The 20,104-nt window shown below is 68.2% G+C and carries 12 protein-coding genes and 3 rRNA genes; all 15 read right to left on the bottom strand.

Annotation, left to right across the window (positions count from 1 at the left end):
- Positions 1 to 22: 22 nt before the first annotated feature.
- Entirely contained in the window at positions 23 to 1,111 is a 1,089-nt protein-coding gene (locus ATL40_RS04970; RefSeq protein WP_098468569.1) for a glycosyltransferase family 4 protein, read from the bottom strand.
- Complete coding sequence (gene murJ, locus ATL40_RS04965) at positions 1,108 to 2,877, bottom strand: murein biosynthesis integral membrane protein MurJ (RefSeq protein ID WP_098468568.1); 1,770 nt, start codon at positions 2,875 to 2,877, stop codon at positions 1,108 to 1,110. Before murJ ends, ATL40_RS04970 begins: the two co-directional genes overlap by 4 nt.
- Entirely contained in the window at positions 2,867 to 3,697 is an 831-nt protein-coding gene (locus tag ATL40_RS04960) for a hypothetical protein (RefSeq protein ID WP_098468567.1), read from the bottom strand. The genes murJ and ATL40_RS04960 overlap by 11 nt, the downstream gene beginning before the upstream one ends.
- Positions 3,694 to 4,743 carry a copper transporter gene (locus ATL40_RS04955; RefSeq protein ID WP_098468566.1) on the bottom strand — a complete coding sequence of 350 codons (1,050 nt, stop codon included), beginning with the start codon at positions 4,741 to 4,743 and terminating at the stop codon, positions 3,694 to 3,696. Before ATL40_RS04955 ends, ATL40_RS04960 begins: the two co-directional genes overlap by 4 nt.
- Before the next feature lie 3 nt (positions 4,744 to 4,746).
- Positions 4,747 to 5,937, bottom strand: a complete 1,191-nt coding sequence (steA, locus tag ATL40_RS04950; protein ID WP_098468565.1) for a putative cytokinetic ring protein SteA — start codon at positions 5,935 to 5,937, stop codon at positions 4,747 to 4,749.
- Positions 5,934 to 7,670: a DNA repair protein RecN gene (recN, locus tag ATL40_RS04945; protein ID WP_098468564.1), complete on the bottom strand. Its 1,737-nt coding sequence runs from the start codon at positions 7,668 to 7,670 to the stop codon at positions 5,934 to 5,936. The genes steA and recN overlap by 4 nt, the downstream gene beginning before the upstream one ends.
- Positions 7,667 to 8,533 (bottom strand): NAD kinase, encoded by an 867-nt coding sequence (locus tag ATL40_RS04940; protein ID WP_098470295.1) that lies wholly within the window; start codon positions 8,531 to 8,533, stop codon positions 7,667 to 7,669. The genes recN and ATL40_RS04940 overlap by 4 nt, the downstream gene beginning before the upstream one ends.
- The gene (locus ATL40_RS04935; RefSeq protein WP_098468563.1) at positions 8,530 to 9,381 is read right to left on the bottom strand and encodes a TlyA family RNA methyltransferase; all 852 of its coding nucleotides are present in this window, start codon (positions 9,379 to 9,381) and stop codon (positions 8,530 to 8,532) included. Before ATL40_RS04935 ends, ATL40_RS04940 begins: the two co-directional genes overlap by 4 nt.
- Positions 9,381 to 9,524 carry a hypothetical protein gene (locus tag ATL40_RS14965; protein WP_169925876.1) on the bottom strand — a complete coding sequence of 48 codons (144 nt, stop codon included), beginning with the start codon at positions 9,522 to 9,524 and terminating at the stop codon, positions 9,381 to 9,383. Before ATL40_RS14965 ends, ATL40_RS04935 begins: the two co-directional genes overlap by 1 nt.
- A complete protein-coding gene (locus ATL40_RS04930) occupies positions 9,521 to 10,558 on the bottom strand; it encodes an HAD-IIA family hydrolase (protein WP_098468562.1) in 1,038 nt (345 codons plus the stop codon). The genes ATL40_RS14965 and ATL40_RS04930 overlap by 4 nt, the downstream gene beginning before the upstream one ends.
- A gap of 1 nt (position 10,559) precedes the next feature.
- Positions 10,560 to 12,761 (bottom strand): hypothetical protein, encoded by a 2,202-nt coding sequence (locus ATL40_RS15175; RefSeq protein ID WP_211283189.1) that lies wholly within the window; start codon positions 12,759 to 12,761, stop codon positions 10,560 to 10,562.
- A gap of 264 nt (positions 12,762 to 13,025) precedes the next feature.
- Positions 13,026 to 13,144, bottom strand: a 5S ribosomal RNA gene (gene rrf / locus ATL40_RS04920).
- A gap of 109 nt (positions 13,145 to 13,253) precedes the next feature.
- A 23S ribosomal RNA gene (locus tag ATL40_RS04915) occupies positions 13,254 to 16,365 on the bottom strand.
- A gap of 379 nt (positions 16,366 to 16,744) precedes the next feature.
- A 16S ribosomal RNA gene (locus tag ATL40_RS04910) occupies positions 16,745 to 18,272 on the bottom strand.
- Together the 16S, 23S and 5S rRNA genes form the textbook arrangement of a ribosomal RNA operon.
- Before the next feature lie 509 nt (positions 18,273 to 18,781).
- Positions 18,782 to 20,050, bottom strand: coding sequence for a tyrosine--tRNA ligase (tyrS, locus tag ATL40_RS04905; RefSeq protein ID WP_098468561.1), 1,269 nt, complete (start codon positions 20,048 to 20,050; stop codon positions 18,782 to 18,784).
- Positions 20,051 to 20,104: the final 54 nt, after the last annotated feature.

Here is a 20,104-nt window from a genome sequence, read left to right as displayed (position 1 = left end):
CCACGGGATTCGATCGTACACCTCAGGATGCGAGCACACCCGCGTAGCGCTCCCGCCACGCCGCACTCACCTGCGCCGGTCCCGGCAGTTCGGCGAATCGCTGCCTCGCCCGTGCGCTCAGCGCGGCACGGTGAGCGCCATCCGCCACCAGGTGGGCCACCGCAGCAGCCGTCGCCCGGGGGTCACCCACCGGCACGAGCAGGCCGTTGCCGGTGACCAGTTCCGGCAGGCCTCCCACGTCGGTGGCCACCACCGGTAGGCCCGCACCCAGCGCCTCCTGGACCACCAGGGCGCGCGCCTCCCAGCGACTGGTCACCACGAGCAGATCGCTCGCCGCCATCCAGCGCGGCACGTCCTCGCGCGCTCCGACCATCTCCAGGGGGAGGTCACGGGCCGCGGTGCGCACCTGTGCCGCGATGTCGTCGTCGCCGTCGCCCACCAGGATCCACCGCCACGGCGGGAGGTCCTCGCGGGCGGCCAGCAGCCTGGCGGCCGCCACGAGGGTCGGGAGGTCCTTCTGCGGCGCGAACCGCGAGACGGTGAGGATCCACACCTCCCGCGGCTGTGTATCAGGCCCCTGCCCCAGCAGGCCCGAACGCGCCGCCTCGGCGCCGCCCCGCCACGATCCGGCGGCCGGCGCCGCGACCGGCGCGAGCTGCGCGCTGCGGGCACCCACCTCGCGGGCACGCTCCACCAGGTCACCGGAGGCACCCGTGACGAGCGCGGCACGCCGCGCCTGGAACCGTTCCGCGAGCGCGCCGATCCCCCGCTGCGCCAGGACGGTGTTGTGCCAGGAGACGATCACCGGGACTCCCGTGCCGAGCGCCGCCAGGCACGCCAGCGCCCCGGCCTGGTGACCGTGCGCATGCACCACGTCGCTGCCACGCACCAGGGTGCGAAGCGCCCGCAGGCCGCGCCACGAGGCGAGCGGCCTGCGGGGTGAGGGCCAGGGCATCGCTCGACTCGACCCGAAGGAGAATCGCTCGAGCGTGTCCGGGGGCGCGACGACGAGCACGTTCTCGCCGGCCTCCCGCAGCCCGCGGGCCAGATCGGCGGCGTGCACCGCGATACCGCCGCTGGCGTGCCCCAGCACCTGCAGAATGCGTGTCACTCCCGCTCCCGTCCCTCACTGGTGTCGACGCCACTCGCGCCGCTGGGATCATTCTCGACCAGCGCCTCCGGCGCCGCAGGAGCAGCCGCCGAACCCGAGCGCCGCGCCGCGATCAATCGACGCAGCGCCGCACGGTCCAGCAGGGCGAGCGTGGCCACCACCAGCAGCATCGCCAGGAGACCGGCGAGCGTCCCGACGATCCCCGCCCAGACCCCGGGCGTGAGAGGTTCGGGCGCACCAGCAGCCGAGGCCGGGTCGAGCAGCCACCGGCTGAGGGCTCCCCCGGCCAGGACACCGAACGTGAGGGCCAGCAGCCCACTGCCCGCGGTGCGCCCGAGTCCCGCGAGGGCGGCACCGCCGAGTCGGCGTCGCACCGCGACCAGGGCCACCACGCCCCCGACCAGGGTGCCCACCGAGGCGGCGAGCCCGAGCAGCGTCAGGGTCGCCACGCCGTCGCCGGGCTCGATCGCCAGCGCCCCACCGGCGGCGACGGCCGCCACCGTGAGCCATCCGACGCTGGTCGCGACCAGCGCGTCACGGCTGTGGGAGTCGGCCAGGAGCACCCGACTGAGGTGGTACATCAACGCCAGACCGACCACGCTCAGCGAGCCCGCGACGACCGCCTCGGCCAGGCCGTCGACGCTGCCGGAGCGGGCGACCGACCCGAACAGGGCCTCCACCGGCACGGCGGCGGCGGCGAGCGCCGCCGCCCCGGCGATCGCGATCGCGAGGATGGCGCGCGTGGACAGGGCGCTCTCCCTGGCCATCGCGCCGTGCTCCCGGATGGCCGCCAGGTGGGACAGTCGCGGGAACATCGCGGTTGCGACCGGGATCGCGAGCACCGCGTACGGCAGCAGCAGCACCGCCTGGGCACTCTGGTAGACGGTCAGGGTGCCATCGGGGGAACCGGCGGTGTTCGCGACCCGGATGGCCACGACCACGCTGACCTGCTGGGCGAGCAGTCCGCCGGCTCCGGCCAGCGCCAGGGAGCGGGCCCGCCGACCCTGACCGTCGGGGAAGGTGAGACCGGGGCGCAGGCGGATCCCCTCGCGCCACAGCGGCGGGACCAGCGGGAGCACGAGCATGACCACACCGGCCGTGGTGCCCCACCCCAGCCACGCGACGGCGGCACTCGACAGGTCGGCCGGGGCCACGCCGTCGGCGGTCAGGGTGCCGAAGAGGTAGTAGCTCGTCATCACCACGAGTGAGCTGAGCAGTGGTGCCAGCGCCGGCGCCACGAAGCGGCGGTGGGCCTGCAGTACCCCGGAGAGCACCACCGCCACGCCGTACAGCGGGATCTGCACGGCGAACATGCGCAGCAGCGCGACGGCGAGCTCGCGCTGATCAGCGGCGACCTCCTGGCCGGCGAGCAGGAAACCGATGAAGACCGGGGCCGCCAGCGCGGTCAGTGCACCGAGCGGCACGAGGACCAGCAGCGTCCAGCTCAGCAGCGCGGACGCCGCGCGGGAGGAGTCCAACCGGGTGCCGTGGGCGAGCGCCGCCGCCACCACGGGGACCACGGCACCGGCCAGGGCTCCGCCGGCGGCCACCTCGAACAGCACGTTGGGGATCGTGTTCGCGGTGCCGTAGGCGGTGCCGATCTCATTCGGGCCCACCCAGGCATTCAGCGCGAACCAGCGCAGGAAGCCGACGATCCGGGCCACCAGGGTGATCGCCGTGATCACCAGCGCGGCCCCCGCCACCGAGGAGGTCAGCGCGCGCAGTCGTCCGCCGCCCCCAGTGGCCGCGCCGCCCTCAGGGGGCACGGACGCCGAAGCGGTCGATCCGGTGCAACACCGTGTTCTCGGCGATCACCCGGGAGAAACTGATCCGCTCGCTGGCCAGGGTGGCTGCCACGGTGAGCGCGAGCACGCCGAGTCGCAGTTCCCGGCTGCGGTGCGTGGCGAGCGCGACCCCGAGTGCCGCCCCGAGGGCGTTGGCGCCGGTATCCCCCAGCATCGTGGTCTCGGCGAGGTCCGAGGGCGCGGCGGCAAGGCTGGTGCCGAGCACGCCCGCAGCCGTACCACCGGCCGCACCCGCGGCCATCGCGAGTGGCGCGGCTGCCGCCGCGGTGACCTTCAGGGCTCGTCCGGGGCGCAGGTCCAGCAGGTTGACGAGATTCGCGGTTCCCGCGATCAGACCTGCCGAGGTCACCGCGTCCAGCACCCGCCCGCGCGCGCTGCCGCCCCGGGCGGAGGCGATCAGGCACCCGGCGACGGCGGAGGCTGCGGTGATGCCGAGGAGCTTGGCGGCGCCGGTGGTCACCCGGCCCTGGGCGAGTGCTCGAAGGTGGCCCTTCAGGCCCTTGGTGCCGGAGTCCTGCGGTTGTTCGGTGAGGTCGTCCAGTGCCCCGAGTCCGCCCGCGGTGGCGACGGCGAGGCCCGCCGCCGCGCGCACGCGGGAGTCCTGCGTGGCCGCCAGGGTGCTCGCCAGGACCCCGGTGGCGGCGGCGATCCCCCCGCCGAGGCTGACGGTGCGGCCTGCGTAGTTGGTGCGTTCGAGCTGTGGGCGCGGCGCGCTGCGCACCTGGGCGAGCGCCGCCGTCGTCCAACTCGCCCCGACGAGGGCGGGGAACAGGCTGCTCACGGGGACTCCTCATCGGTCGGCTCGTCGGTCACGTCCGTGGCGGAGTCCTCGGGTTCACCGCCGTCGACGTCGGCCGGGTCGGGCAGCACCACGGTGGCCGGTGGGTCCAGGCGCACCACGGTGGGCACGTCCTGGGTGGCGCCGATGCCGTAGCCGTAGGCCTGGGGGTCCAGGCCAGACTGCGTCGCGGCGAGGGCGAGCGGCACGCTGATCCGCCCGACCGCGGAGGAGAGCCCGTCCACCGTGGTCACGGTCTCAGCGACGCGGATCGCGACCAGGACGTCGGCGTCGCTGCGGGCATACCCCGTCGCCACGGTGGTCGCCCGGTCCGCCACGGCTGCGGTGACCACACGCCAGGACTCGTTGCGCGCCGTCGTCTGGGCGATCTGCTCGTCGTCAGCGTCCTCGGCCAGGGTGGTCAACGGCGTCACCACCACCACCATGTCGGCTACTTCCTCGGAGGCCCAGTTCGCGACGAGCGGCTCCTCACCCTCGGTGAACGCGGTGCGGATGGCGGTCGCCTCCTCGGCGCCCGCGAGTGCGGCATCCTCCGTCAGCGCCTGAGCGAGGGCGTATCCGAGGACCACTTGGTCACCCGCCTCCTGCGGCTGCTGCGTGAGGTCGTCCCCGACGCGTGAGGCGAGCTGCGCACGGAAGGCGCCCTGACCGGCGTCCGCCCACATGTCGGTGAGCGCCACTGTGGCGGTCACCCGGCCACCGGCCTCGTCGATGCGCTCGGTGACGCCCTCCAGATCGTCCTCCGCCACACCCGGGAGGGTCACCACGGCCACCCGCCACTGCGGCATGACGTCGGAGAGGAGGGCGGGTGCGGTCGCCTCGATGTAGGTGGCGTTGCGGTCGAGCTGCACCCCGGCCTCCTCGACCTCGGCGCGCAGTTGGGAGCGTTCCTCGCGCAGGGTCTCCACCTGCACGGTCAGGGTGTCGGCGATGGCTCCCTGCAGCGGTCCGGCGCCGAGCACGATGCCGACGGCGAGGGCGAGCAACACCGAGATGAGTGAGACGACGTGGTAGCGGAAGTCGATCACGACTCAATCCCCCGAGAAGAGCTGGCTGATACTGGACGCGACATCGTCCCACCTCGCCAGGGCGAGTTCGACGAAGGTCTGCCCCACCGGGGTCGCCCACAACGCCACGAGCAGGGCGAGCAGGCCCGCGGCCACCAACAGCATGAGCTGCCCGGTGGACACGGTGGAGCGGTACAGGCGGGAGACGCCCTTGGCATCCACGAGCTTGCCGCCTACGCGCAGGCGGGTGAGGAAGGTAGAGGCCATGCCGGAGCGTCCCTTGTCGAGGAACTCCACGAGCGTGGCGTGCGTTCCCACCGCGACGATGAGGTCGGCGCCGAGGTCATCGGCGAGCAGCATCGCCACGTCCTCGCTGGTACCGGTGGCGGGGAACACCACGTGCTTCGCGCCGAGTCGCTCCACCCGAGCCTGCCCGGGCGCGCGGCCGTCGCGGTAGGCGTGCACCACGATCTCGGCGCCACAGGTTAGCGCGTCGTCGGAGACGGAGTCCATGTCCCCCACGATGAGGTCCGGGGTCCAACCGGCCTCGATGATGGCATCGGCCCCGCCGTCCACGCCGATGAGCACGGGCTTGCTCTCCCGGATGAAGGACCGCAGCATCGCGAGGTCCTCCTTGTAGTGGTAGCCGCGCACCACGATGAGAACGCTTCGCCCGTCGATCTCGGTGCTGATCTCGGGTGAGCCGATACCGTCCAGGAGCAGGTCGCGTTCGCGCACCATGTAGTCCAGGGTGTTCGCGGCGAACGCCTCGATCTGCTCCGACAGCCCCGCACGTGCCTCCTCGGTGGCGGCCGTGATCGTCTCCTGGTTCTGCAGGGCACCCGTGAACGTCTCCCCGCGCGCGGAGACGGTGGCTCCGGCCACCGCGACGGCGGAGCCCTCCTTGATCGCCATGACCTCCTCACCGACGTGGTCGATCAGGGGGATACCGGCGTCCAGCAGGATCTGCGGTCCGATGTTGGGATAGCGACCGGAGGTGGAGGCGGCCGCATTGATGACCGCAGCGGGCTTGCACGCCACCAGGGCCTCCGCGGAGACGCGGTCGATGTCGACGTGGTTGATGATCGCGATGTCGCCCTCGCGCAACCGCTTGGTCAGCGTCTTGGTGCGAGGGTCCACGCGGGCTGGGCCGCGCAGCGCCGCGTCGTCGGTGTGCTCCGGCTGCTTGCTCCGGAAAGGCAGGCGAGGTGTCATTGTGCGTCTATCGTCCCACGCGCGCCATGCAGCAGGGTGGCCGCGTGTTCCAGGGCGGTCGCGGTGGACTCGCCGGAGAGCATCCGGGCGATCTCGGCCACGCGCTCGGCTCCCGTCACCTGGCTGACCTCGGTGACCGTGTCGGTGGTGGACTGCCGCTTGTGCACCACGAGATGCCGGTCCCCGTACACGGCGACCTGCGCGAGGTGGGTGACGACCACCACCTGGCTGCGTCGCGCCAAGGTGGCCAGGCGCAGTCCGATCGAGCCGGCCGTGCGCCCGCCGATCCCGGCATCGACCTCGTCGAAGACGAAGGTGCCCGGCCCGGCTGCGCCCCGCTGCTGGGCGAGGGCGACCTCGAGCGCGAGCATGACGCGGGAGAGTTCACCGCCGGAGGCGCCCTGGCCCAGGGGGCGGGCCGAGGCCCCGGGGTGCGGGGCAAGGAGGATGGCCACGTCGTCGGCGCCCGTGGCGCCTGGCTGTGTGGGTTCGATGGACACCTCCACGGCCGCCGCGGGCATCGCGAGTTCCCGCAGCTCGGAGGTGACCGCCTGCGCGAGGTGTGCCCCCGCCGTGCGCCGGTTCGCGGTGACCTCGGCACACAGCCTCGTCAGTTCCTGGGTGAGTTCCTCCAGTCGCTCGGCCAACGCCCGCGGATCCGCCCCGGGGCCGGTGAGCTCCGCGAGTCGCTCGCGTGCGGCGCCCGCCCACGCCAGCACGGCATCCACGCTCCCGGCCGGCGGGTCCTCGGGCCTGCGCTCCCCGAAGGGCATGCCGTAGGAACGTGCCAGGGTGTTCAGCACCGCCCGTCGGGCGTGGATGGCGTCGAGCCGGTCGGGATCGGCATCCAGTTCCGTGGCGATGACGGCAAGCTCGGCGTCCAGATCGGCAGCGACGCGTGCCGCCTGCGTGGCACGTTCGGCGAGCGAGGCGAGCGCGGAGTCGTGCGAGGAGACCCGCGTCAACCAGCGCGCCGCCTCCTGCAGGTTCCCCGCGGCGCCGGGCGCCTCGGCATCCTGGCCCTGCAGGTTGCTGCGGGCGCTGAAGACGGCCTGGCGCAGGTCCTCGATGTTGTCCAGCCGGTCTGCCTCCTCCCGCAGTCGGTCGTCCTCGGCGGGTTGCGGGTCCACGTCGTCGATCTCCGCGAGCGCGGTGCGCAGCGACTCCAGTTCGATCCTGCGGGTGCGGGCGCCCGCCTCGAGCGCGTCGAGCGACTCCCGGGTGCGACGCGCCTCGTGGGCGGTCTCGGCGACCCGGGCCAGGAGGTCGGCGTGGCCGGCGGGGGCGAAGGCATCCACCAGGTCGCGCTGCCGGGCTGCGGAGCGCAGCCGCATCTGGTCGGCCTGCCCGTGCACGGTGATCAGGTCCTGGCCGATCTCGGCCAGCACCCCGGCGGGCACGCTGCGCCCGCCCAGGTGGGCACGGGAGCGCCCACCGTTGGTCAGGGTGCGCGCCACGATGAGGGTGTCCTCGTCGAGTTCAGCACCAGCCTCGCGTGCGCGCTCGGCGACGGCGGCGGGGACGGCGCGGAAGGTGCCCTCCACGCTGGAGCGGTCGGCACCCGCGCGGATCAGCGCGAGGTCCGCCTTGCCGCCCAGCAGGAGGTTCAGTGCGGTCAGCAGCATGGTCTTGCCGGCGCCGGTCTCCCCGGTGATCACGGTGAGCCCGGGGTGCAGCGCGAGATTGGCCTTCGCGATCACACCGAGGTCGGCGACCTCGATCTCCTCGATCACCGTTCGCGACCCCCCCGCCAGCCGTGCACCGGCAGGTCGAACTTGGCCACCAGTCGGGAGGAGAAGGGCCCGGGGCGCAGGCGTGCGATCGGGACGGCGTGCGATCCCCGGCGCACCGTGACGCGGCTGCCAGGGGCGAGGTCGAGGCTGCGGCGGCCATCGCACCACATCACCGCGGCGGTGCCGTTGCGCGCGAGGAGTTCCACCTCCAGCACGCTGTCGGGCCCCACCACCAGGGGCCGGGCGAACAGGGCGTGGGCGCTGAGCGGGACCAGGAGCATCGCCTCGACATCGGGCCACACCACCGGTCCTCCGGCGGAGAACGCATACGCGGTGGATCCGGTCGGGGTGGCCAGCACCACGCCGTCGGCCCCGAAACTCTCCAGGGCGCGCCCGTCGACCCCGACCGTCATCTCGATCATCCGCTCCCGGGCTGCCTTCTCGATGGCCGCCTCGTTCACAGCCCACGCGGTGCGGGTGGCGCCGTCGGGTCCGACGACCTCCACGTCCACGGTCATGCGGCGTTCCACGGTGTAGTCGCGGGCGGCGATCTGCTCGACCACCTGCTCCAGGTCCGTGTCGTCGAGTTCCGCGAGGAAGCCGATGTGACCGAGGTTGATCCCGATGATGGGCACGTCGGTGCCACGTACCGTCTCGGCGGCACGCAGGATCGTGCCGTCGCCGCCGAGCACGATGACCAGTTCGACACCCGGGGGCAGGGCGGCGGCGCCGTCGCTCGTGTGCGGCAGGTCTGACTCACTGACGGTGCGGAATCCGCGGGCGGCCAGGAGGTGGTTCACCTGTGCGCGGGCGCGCAGGGCTCGCTCATGGGTGTGCGAGACCACCAGAACGCAACGATTCACCACGTCTCCCATTCTGCGACGGCCAGCTCGCCGTTCGTGCCGCGCCGGGCCAGGTCACGCAGCATCTCCTCGACCCGATCCTCGGGCTCGAGCGTCGCATCCTGCGCTGCCGGTGCCTGCCACCATGCCAGATACTCCCGGTTGCCGTGGGTGCCGGGCAGGATCGAGGGAGCGACGGCACGCACCCGCCACCCGCCGGTGTGGGCGGCACGCAACACCCCTATCACCGCGTCGGTGCGGGCCCCGGCGTCCGTGACGATGCCCCCGGCACCGAGCCGCTCACGACCGACCTCGAACTGTGGTTTGACGAGGACGACGGCGTGGCCCCCCGGGCGCAGGCACGCGGCGAAGGCATCCAGCACCAGGCGCAGGGAGATGAAGGAGAGGTCGGCCACGAGGAGCTCCACCTGGCCGCCGATGTCGCCGGGGGTCAGAGTGCGCACGTTGGTGTGCTCCATGACAGCCACGCGTGGGTCGGCCCGCAGTGCCGGGTGGAGTTGGTCGGTGCCGACATCGACGGCCACGACCTGCTCGGCGCCACGCTCCAGCAACACCTGGGTGAATCCCCCGGTGGATGCGCCGGCGTCGAGGGCGCGCACCCCGGCCACGCGTGGCGCATCCGGCAGTGCGCCGAAGGTGTCCAGCGCGCCGAGCAGTTTGTGCGCGGACCGGGAGACGTAGTCCTCCTCACCGGCGACCGTCACGGCGTCGCCGTCCTGGACAGGGGTGGCGGCCCGGGTGACGACGGCGTCGTTGACCAGCACCCGGCTCTGCGCGATGAGACGCTGCGCACGGGTGCGTGAGGTGGCGAGGCCGCGCTGGACGAGCGCGGCGTCCAGACGTGCCATCAGGACGCCGAGGCGTCGAGACGTTCCGCGAGTCGCTGCTGCACCCGTTCCAGGAGGTCGGCCTGGTGATGCAGCGGGAGTGCGTCGAACTCCTCCGGCGTCGGCAGCGCCAGGTCCTGCGTGGCCTCGGTGGGCTCGCTCACGCGTGCACCGGCAGGTCGGCGGTCGGTAGGTCGCCGGCACTCTCACCGTCGTCGCTGAGGGTCCAGGCTGCTTCGCACAGGGCGCGCAACTCATCCATCGTGAGGTGGTCCACCGAGTGCGCGGCCATGGTCTGCTCACCGCGACGCAGGATGAGCTCGTCGGACCCCCGCTCCACGATCGCCGACCGGCAGCGCCAGCGGCCGCCGGACTCGGAGACCGCGGGGTGCTCCTGATGCAGACCGCGCAGGTCGAGGGCCAGCAGGTTCGGCCGCTCGGCCGGCGCTGCGCGCAGGAGGTGCGGCACCCGGCTCACACCCGTCAGGACGTGCATGCCGACGTAGCCTGCCGCCACGGCGCCGGCGAGATCGGTGTCGAGTCGATCACCCACGGCGATCGGGCGTTGGGAACCCACCAGCGCCGCGGCCTGGTGGAAGATACCCGGCTGCGGCTTCCCGGAGGAGACCGGGTCGACCCCTGTGGCGTTGCGCACCGCCGCGATGAGCGAACCGTTCCCGACCGCCATACCGCGCTCGGTCGGAAGGGTGGCATCAAGGTTGGTGGCCACGTAGGTTGCGCCGGCGTTGATGGCGTAGGCCGCCTCCGTGAGTTGCGGCCACCCGATGGTCGGGGCGAAACCCTGGATCACCGCCACAGGTTCATCGGTTGCGGAGTCCACTACCTGAAAGCCGTGGCCCTCGAGCGCCTCGATGAGGCCGGCGCCACCGACGGCGAGCACACGCGAGCCGGGTTCGATCATGGTGGCGAGCATTGCGGCACCCGCCAGGGACGCCGTCATGACGTGAGCCGGATCGGTCGGGATGCCGAGCGAGTCGAGCTGATCGGCCACCACGCTCGGGGGGCGGTTGGCGTTGTTGGTGACGTACACCGGGGTGGCCCCGGAATCGCTCAGGGCACCGATGGCCTCCGCCGCATGCTCGACGGGCTGTGCGCCGCGGTAGACGACCCCGTCGAGATCGAGCAGCACGGCATCGTGCACGGTGGAAGGGGCTGCGCTCTCGATCAACGTGGGCATGTCAGAACAGTGCTCCGTCCTCATCGGCGTCCGGGAGGTCCGCATTGAAGCCTACGGCAGGCTTCGTCGTCGGCTTGGACTTCGGCTCCGGCTCGGACTTCGGCTCGGGCTCGGACTTCGGCTCGGGCTCCGGCTCCGGCTCCGGCTCGACATCCGGCTCCGGCTCCGGCTCCGGCTCCGGCTCAACATCCGGCTCCGGCTCAGCCGCAACCTCCGGCTGCGCGTCGGCCTCGACGTCGTCCTCATCGGACTCGGCGAGGTCGAACACCTGGATGTCGTCCTCCTCGTCGTTCGATACGAGCGAGGAGTTCGACTCGATCGCGTCGGCCTCGTCGTCGCGACCGAGCGCCCGCAGTGCGGGCACCCGTGCGAGGTCGACGCGTGCCGCCAGCTCGGCGTGGCGCTTGGGCACCGAGAGCTCGTCCAGGCGAATCAACGCCATCTCGGGCTCGCCGAGGTCCACGCGTGCGCCGGCCTCGACGATGGCGAGTTCGATGCGCTCCGCCGTCGTCAGTGAGTCGGGCGCCTCCTTGACCAGTTCGAGCGCACGCTCCGGGCGCCCGAGGCCGCGTTCGGCGTCGGCCTCGATCGCCCGGTGCTCGTCCTGACCGCTGAGGCGGCGGACGGTCCGCAGCTCCCGAAGCGCCTCGGCGTAGCGACCTGTGGCGTAGGCCGTGAGTGCGACCGCCTCGCGCACCACGTCGATGCGTGCGCCACGACGGCCGGCCGCCTGGGCGTGTTCGTATGCGGCCTCGGGATCGCTGTCCATGAGACGGCCGGCCATCACCAGGTGCAGGCCGACGCGCTCGGCGTTGTCCTTGGTCAGACCGCGCAGAGAACGGCGCGTCTCGCGATCGAGCATGCTGAACTCGATGTCCTCGGGGAGGTCCGGCTCGGGCACGCGCTCGGCACGCCTCTCCTGGCCCGGGCGCAGGGACGGACCGCGACGGTCGTCCCGCCGGTCGTCCCGACGAGGACCGGAACCCCGGTAGCCGCCACCGCGGGAATCGCCGTACCGGCCACTTCCGCCACGCTCGCTGTTGCCGCGGTAGCCACCCTCGCGGCGGTCACTGTTGCCCCGGTAACCACCCTCACGGCGGTCACTGTTGCCCCGGTAACCACCCTCACGGCGGTCACTGTTGCCCCGGTAACCGCCCTCGCGGCGCTCACCCTCGCGGCGGGGGCCGCCCTCACGGGGACCGCTCCACTCGCGACGCTGACCGCCCTCACGGGGACCGCTCCACTCGCGACGCTGACCGCCCTCACGGCGGTCGCTGCTGCCGCGGTAGCCACCCTCGCGGCGCTCACCCTCGCGGCGGGGGCCGCCCTCACGGGGACCGCTCCACTCGCGACGCTGACCGCCCTCACGGCGGTCGCTGCTGCCGCGGTAGCCACCCTCGCGGCGCTCACCCTCGCGGCGGGGGCCGCCCTCACGGGACCCGCTCCACTCGCGACGCTGACCGCCCTCACGGCGGTCGCTGCTGCCGCGGTAGCCACCCTCGCGGCGCTCACCCTCGCGGCGGGGGCCGCCCTCACGGGACCCGCTCCACTCGCGACGCTGACCGCCCTCACGGCGGTCGCTGCTGCCGCGGTAGCCACCCTCGCGGCGCTCACCCTCGCGGCGGGGGCCGCCCTCACGGGACCCGCTCCACTCGCGACGCTGACCGCCCTCACGGCGGTCGCTGCTGCCGCGGTAGCCACCCTCGCGGCGCTCACCCTCGCGGCGGGGGCCGCCCTCACGGGACCCGCTCCACTCGCGACGCTGACCGCCCTCACGGCGGTCGCTGCTGCCGCGGTAGCCACCCTCGCGGCGCTCACCCTCGCGGCGGGGGCCGCCCTCACGGGACCCGCTCCACTCGCGACGCTGACCGCCCTCACGGCGGTCGCTGCTGCCGCGGTAGCCACCCTCACGGCGCTCACCACGGTCACTGTTGCCCCGGTAGCCACCCTCGCGGCGCTCACCCTCGCGGCGGGGGCCGCCCTCACGGGACCCGCTCCACTCGCGCCGCTGACCGCCCTCACGGCGGTCACTGTTGCCGCGGTAGCCACCCTCGCGGCGGTCACTGGCACGACCAGTGCTACTCGGTCGACCGTCGCTCCGGGAACCGGTAGAACGAGAGTCCCGCCAGTCGCGCCGACCACTACCGCTCCCCTGGGAGGAACTCGAGCGCGAATCGCGCTGACGGTCAGGATCAGTGGACATGGGTACTCCGGACTTGAGGGGCCTACAACGCCCAAGAACATGGGCCACCCCACGATACTCTCCACGCGCACCTCAGGCCGCGTGGAGCGACGTGCGTCGGGCCACAACTCATGGAAACCCCACCGCAACAGACTCCAAGACACCCCCTCACGAGGCCGGCCGGTGCGACGCGCTGGCAGCAGAGGAGGTGTCTCGCCGTGGGTGGGTGTGGGTGTGCGAGAGCCCCCAGACCCGGGTGGGTTGGGGGCTCTCGGCTTAATGGGTGTTCGGCGGTGTCCTACTCTCCCACCCCGTCTCCAGGGCAGTACCATCGGCGCTGAGGGGCTTAGCTTCCGGGTTCGGAATGGATGCCGGGCGTTTCCCGCCTCGCTATGGCCGCCGTAACTCGTGTGAACTTGTACCAGACCCTACCCGGAGGCTCCGGGTGGTGGGTGTGGTGGTTCGGGAACCGCACAGTGGACGCGTAGCACATTGTTTTTAGTGAGTGTGTTGGTGTTGAAGTGATCGGCTTATTAGTACCGGTCAGCTCCACAGGTCGTTAGTTCCTGCTTCCACTTCCGGCCTATCACCCAGTGGTCTACTGGGAGCCTCTCCACCAAATGGTGATGGAAACCTCATCTTGAAGCAGGCTTCCCGCTTAGATGCCTTCAGCGGTTATCCCTTCCCAACGTAGCTAACCAGCCGTGCTCCTGGCGGAACAACTGGCACACCAGAGGTTAGTCCGTCCCGGTCCTCTCGTACTAAGGACAGCCCTTCTCAAGTTTCCTGCGCGCGCAGCGGATAGGGACCGAACTGTCTCACGACGTTCTAAACCCAGCTCGCGTGCCGCTTTAATGGGCGAACAGCCCAACCCTTGGGACCGACTCCAGCCCCAGGATGCGACGAGCCGACATCGAGGTGCCAAACCATGCCGTCGATATGGACTCTTGGGCAAGATCAGCCTGTTATCCCCGGGGTACCTTTTATCCGATGAGCGACGGCGCTTCCACAAGCCACCGCCGGATCACTAGTCCCGACTTTCGTCCCTGTTCGACCTGTCGGTCTCACAGTCAAGCTCCCTTGTGCACTTACACTCAACACCTGATTGCCAACCAGGCTGAGGGAACCTTTGGGCGCCTCCGTTACATTTTGGGAGGCAACCGCCCCAGTTAAACTACCCACCAGGCACTGTCCCTGGTCCGGATCACGGACCGAAGTTAGATGTCCAAAGCGACCAGAGTGGTATTTCAAGGACGACTCCACACCAACTGGCGTTGATGTTTCACAGTCTCCCACCTATCCTACACAAGCCGCTCCGAACACCAATACCAAGCTATAGTAAAGGTCCCGGGGTCTTTCCGTCCTGCTGCGCGTAACGAGCATCTTTACTCGTAATGCAATTTCGCCGAGTTCGCGGTTGAGACAGCGGAGAAGTCGTTACGCCATTCGTGCAGGTCGGAACTTACCCGACAAGGAATTTCGCTACCTTAGGATGGTTATAGTTACCACCGCCGTTTACTGGGGCTTAAATTCTGAGCTTCGCCACTAGGTGACTAACCCGTCCTCTTAACCTTCCAGCACCGGGCAGGCGTCAGTCCGTATACATCGTCTTGCGACTTCGCACGGACCTGTGTTTTTAGTAAACAGTCGCTTCTCCCTGGTCTCTGCGGCCCTTACCCGCTCACCACCGCATGGGTGGGTCACGGTCCGGGCCCCCCTTCTCCCGAAGTTACGGGGGCATTTTGCCGAGTTCCTTAACCACGATTCTCTCGATCGCCTTAGTATTCTCTACCTGACCACCTGAGTCGGTTTGGGGTACGGGCGGCTCATACCATCGCGTCGAGGCTTTTCTAGGCACCGTAGGATCACCATATTCCCGCTAAAGCGGTCACCATCAGTTCTCAGACCTATGTGTGGCGGATTTGCCTACCACACGTCCTACAACCTTGGAAGGAGACAACCATCGCTCCAACTGGCTACCTTCATGCGTCACCCCTGTTAATACGCTTACCTACTACCCGTTAAGGTCCCACGCTCCCCACACCGGTGGAAGCCCGAAGGCTACCGGTGGTGTGGTTCGGATGGTTAGTATCACAAGGTTCGGTATGGGCGGTACTTCGCCGGTACGGGAATATCAACCCGTTGTCCATCGACTACGCCTGTCGGCCTCGCCTTAGGTCCCGACTTACCCAGGGCGGATTAACCTGGCCCTGGAACCCTTGGTCATTCGGCGGACGGGTTTCTCACCCGTCATTCGCTACTCATGCCTGCATTCTCACTCGTGTAGGCTCCACCACTGGATCACTCCGCAGCTTCACTGCCCACACGACGCTCCCCTACCCATCCACACACCTGAACCACAAAGGCTTAGTTATTGTGTGAATGCCACAGCTTCGGCGGTGTGCTTGAGCCCCGCTACATTGTCGGCGCGGAATCACTTGACCAGTGAGCTATTACGCACTCTTTCAAGGGTGGCTGCTTCTAAGCCAACCTCCTGGTTGTCTGTGCAACTCCACATCCTTTCCCACTTAGCACACGCTTAGGGGCCTTAGCTGGTGGTCTGGGCTGTTTCCCTCTCGACTATGAAGCTTATCCCCCACAGTCTCACTGCTACGCTCTCACTTACCGGCATTCGGAGTTTGGCTGACGTCAGTAACCTGGTGAGGCCCATCGGCCATCCAGTAGCTCTACCTCCGGCAAGAAACACGTAACGCTGCACCTATATGCATTTCGGGGAGAACCAGCTATCACGAAGTTTGATTGGCCTTTCACCCCTACCCACAGGTCATCCCCCAGGTTTTCAACCCTGGTGGGTTCGGTCCTCCACACGGTCTTACCCGCGCTTCAACCTGCCCATGGGTAGATCACTTCGCTTCGGGTCTAGAGCACGCGACTAACGCCGGTTAAGACTCGCTTTCGCTACGACTTCCCCACACGGGTTAACCTCGCCACGTACCACTAACTCGCAGGCTCATTCTTCAAAAGGCACGCCGTCACCCCAACCAAGGAGGCTCCGACGGATTGTAAGCAGCCGGTTTCAGGTACTATTTCACTCCCCTCCCGGGGTACTTTTCACCTTTCCCTCACGGTACTGTTCCGCTATCGGTCATCAGGTAGTATTTAGGCTTAGCAAGTGGTCTTGCCAGATTCACACGGGATTTCACGGGCCCCGTGCTACTCGGGAACACTCCCAGGAGGCCATGCCATTTCGTCTACGGGGGTCGCACCCTGTATCCCCACCCGTTCAAGAGTGTTCGACTATGACACGACTTTCTCACTCCTTCACCACTACGGCAGCGTGGCAAGGAAGGTCCCACAACCCCGCATACGCAACCCCTGCCGGGTATCACACGCACACGGTTTAGCCTCATCCGCTTTCGCTCGCCACTACTCACGGAATATCTCTTCCTGTCGGTACTGAGATGTTTCACTTCCCGACGTTCCCTCCACACACCCTATATATTCAGATGCGGGTCACACGACATGACTCGTGCGGGGTTTCCCCATTCGGACACCCTCGGATCAATGCTCGTTTGCCAACTCCCCGAGGCTTATCGCAGGCTACCACGTCCTTCTTCGGCTCCTGATGCCAAGGCATCCACCGACTGCTCTTAAACACTTCAACCACAAAGACTAAAGATGCTCGCGTCCACTGTGCAGTTCTCAAACAACCAACCCCACACACAAACCCCCACCCCTCCAACAAGAGAGACGAGAACCCGTGAGGGCCCAGCTTCGAAGTAACAACCCCACCCACACACCAAGCATGCGGGAGGCGTGTTGCCTCAAAACCCAACAGTGTGCCCCCACCACCAATCACCCGCATACAACGAGCAACCAACAGCAGGAGTGATGTAGACGTTCCACCCACGAAACACCAGGCACCCCCACCCACCACAAACTGGTAAGTGTTCGGCCACACCACCACACCACCACCACCACACCAACCCAAGCAGGGTCAGCGCGCCGGCGACGCGTGCAGCAGCATCAGTAGTGCTCCTTAGAAAGGAGGTGATCCAGCCGCACCTTCCGGTACGGCTACCTTGTTACGACTTAGTCCTAATCGCCGATCCCACCTTCGACAGCTCCCTCCCACAAGGGGTTGGGCCACCGGCTTCGGGTGTTACCGACTTTCATGACTTGACGGGCGGTGTGTACAAGGCCCGAGAACGTATTCACCGCAGCATTGCTGATCTGCGATTACTAGCGACTCCGACTTCATGGGGTCGAGTTGCAGACCCCAATCCGAACTGAGACCGGCTTTCTGGGATTCGCTCCACCTCACAGTATCGCAACCCTTTGTACCGGCCATTGTAGCATGCGTGAAGCCCAAGACATAAGGGGCATGATGATTTGACGTCATCCCCACCTTCCTCCGAGTTGACCCCGGCAGTCTCCTATGAGTCCCCACCATAACGTGCTGGCAACATAGGACGAGGGTTGCGCTCGTTGCGGGACTTAACCCAACATCTCACGACACGAGCTGACGACAACCATGCACCACCTGTACACGAGTGTCCAAAGAGACCACCATCTCTGGCGGCTTCCCGTGTATGTCAAGCCTTGGTAAGGTTCTTCGCGTTGCATCGAATTAATCCGCATGCTCCGCCGCTTGTGCGGGCCCCCGTCAATTCCTTTGAGTTTTAGCCTTGCGGCCGTACTCCCCAGGCGGGGCACTTAATGCGTTAGCTACGGCGCGGAACCCGTGGAATGGACCCCACACCTAGTGCCCAACGTTTACGGCATGGACTACCAGGGTATCTAATCCTGTTCGCTCCCCATGCTTTCGCTCCTCAGCGTCAGTAACGGCCCAGAGACCTGCCTTCGCCATCGGTGTTCCTCCTGATATCTGCGCATTCCACCGCTACACCAGGAATTCCAGTCTCCCCTACCGCACTCTAGCCTGCCCGTACCCACTGCACGCCCCAGGTTGAGCCTGAGGATTTCACAGCAGACGCGACAAGCCGCCTACGAGCTCTTTACGCCCAATAATTCCGGACAACGCTTGCGCCCTACGTATTACCGCGGCTGCTGGCACGTAGTTAGCCGGCGCTTCTTCTGCAGGTACCGTCACCCCGAAAGGCTTCTTCCCTACTGAAAGAGGTTTACAACCCGAAGGCCGTCATCCCTCACGCGGCGTCGCTGCATCAGGCTTGCGCCCATTGTGCAATATTCCCCACTGCTGCCTCCCGTAGGAGTCTGGGCCGTGTCTCAGTCCCAGTGTGGCCGGTCACCCTCTCAGGCCGGCTACCCGTCAAAGCCTTGGTAGGCCATCACCCCACCAACAAGCTGATAGGCCGCGAGCCCATCCCAAACCAGAAACCCTTTACACACCCACCCATGCAGGCAGGCGTCATATCCAGTATTAGCCCCGGTTTCCCGGAGTTATCCCAGAGTCTGGGGCAGGTTACTCACGTGTTACTCACCCGTTCGCCACTAATCCAGAGTGCAAGCACCCCTTCATCGTTCGACTTGCATGTGTAAAGCACGCCGCCAGCGTTCGTCCTGAGCCAGGATCAAACTCTCCGTCAAAACCAACACCCCACAAGGAGTGAAGATCCATACAAAGAAACCCTGACCCACCCACCACCACAGTGGCAGGCAAATCAAAACATAAACAAACAAGCAACAACCACCCACCAACACCCACCCCACAAACAGCAGGACAAGCAACGATGAGCAGCCATCACATGGCATCTACATCACAAAACACACTGTTGAGTTCTCAAACAACACACCCACACACACCAAACCCACCAACACCAGCCAGCAGACCCGATCCGGGGCAACTTCTCCACCCTACACCCCCCACACCCAAACCGCAAATCGCGATCCAGACCCAGAAAGAGGAAGGATGAGGAACCTCCGACCAACCACACAGGCTGTCCGTACCAGTCCCGCGTCACACACCCCCGGCCCTCACGGGCCCGTTCGGCGCAACAGGAGAAGAACTTACCCCCACACCACCCCACACGCAAATCGGGGCCCCCACCCCCATCGCTCGATGGAGGCAGAGGCCCCTGACCTGCGCAAACGCACCATCAGCCGGTCACGGACACCGCACCCAACACCCGCCGACCCCGCCGGAGCAGGATGTGACGACCACCACTGAGGAGGTCCTCGGCGCTCAGCACGCGGTCGCCGTCGTCCTGCTTCACGTTGTTCACGTACACCCCGCCCTCGGCGAGGGTGCGGCGTGCCTCGTTGCGTCCCTTCACCAGGCCGCTGGCGACGAAGGCGTCCAGTACGGTGGTGCTGCCCAGGGTCACCTCGGCGCGGGGGAGCTCGGAGACTGCGGCGTCCACTACCTCCGCCGGCAGGTCTCGCAGCTCGCCCCGCCCGAAGAGGGCCTGGCTCGCGGCCTGCACCGCGGTGGTCGCCGACTCACCGTGCACGAGCGTGGTCACGTCGCCGGCCAGGGTCCGCTGCGCCAGGCGCGCGGCGGGCTTCTCGGCGGACTCGGCCGTGATCGCCTCGATCTCCTCGCGGCTGCGGAAGGTGAAGGTCCGCAGCCACCGGGCGGCGTCCTCGTCCGAGGCGTTCACCCAGTACTGGTAGAAGGCGTAGGGCGTCATCATGTCGGGCGCGAGCCACACCGCCCCGCCCTCGGTCTTGCCGAACTTGGTGCCGTCCGCCTTGGTGATCAGCGGTGTGGTCAGGGCGTGCACGGCGGCGCCCTCGGCCTTGCGGATGAGTTCCACCCCTGCCAGCAGGTTCCCCCACTGGTCACTGCCGCCGGTCTGCAACGTGGCGCCGTAGCGGCGGTGCAGCTCGCGGAAGTCGTTGCCCTGCAGCAACTGGTAGGAGAACTCCGTGAAGGACAGGCCCTCCTCGGACTCCAGCCGCTTGGCCACGATCTCGCGGGTGAGCATGGTGCCCATCCGGAAGTGCTTGCCCACGTCGCGCAGCAACTCGATCGCGCTGAGCGGGCCGGTCCAGTCCAGGTTGTTGACCAGGAGCGCACCGCGCTCGCCGGAGAAGTCCAGGAACGGCTCGATCTGTCCGCGCAGCCGCTCGGTCCACTCCGCGACGGTGTCGGTGGAGTTCAGGACCCGCTCCCCCGACTGTCGCGGATCACCGATGAGCCCGGTGGCCCCGCCGACCAGCGCGATCGGGCGGTGTCCGGCCAGTTGGAGGTGGCGCAGCAGGATGAGCTGCACGAGGTGACCGTGGTGCAGGCTCGGCGCCGTGGGGTCGAAGCCCGCGTAGTAGGTGAGCGATCCCTGCGCCAGGGCGCGTCGCAGCGCGTCCTCATCGGTGCTCTGGGAGACGAGGCCGCGCCACCGCAGCTCCTCCAGGATGTCACTCACGAATCGGCTCTCTTCCGCTCGTGGCGGCGCGGGGCGCCGCCGGTTCTCGGGGCC

Source organism: Serinibacter salmoneus (assembly GCF_002563925.1).
GTDB classification, from domain to species: Bacteria; Actinomycetota; Actinomycetes; order Actinomycetales; family Beutenbergiaceae; genus Serinibacter; species Serinibacter salmoneus.
The sequence above is the reverse complement of the archived record's forward strand: the minus strand, read 5'-3'. Positions and strand labels throughout refer to the sequence as shown.

Coding starts and splice junctions, on each gene's coding strand:
- steA (WP_098468565.1), bottom strand. CDS start 5,937: ATGACACCTCGCCTGCCTTTCCGGAGCAAGCAGCCGGAGCACACCGAC.
- ATL40_RS04935 (WP_098468563.1), bottom strand. CDS start 9,381: ATGGCACGTCTGGACGCCGCGCTCGTCCAGCGCGGCCTCGCCACCTCA.
- ATL40_RS04930 (WP_098468562.1), bottom strand. CDS start 10,558: ATGCCCACGTTGATCGAGAGCGCAGCCCCTTCCACCGTGCACGATGCC.
- ATL40_RS15175 (WP_211283189.1), bottom strand. CDS start 12,761: ATGTCCACTGATCCTGACCGTCAGCGCGATTCGCGCTCGAGTTCCTCC.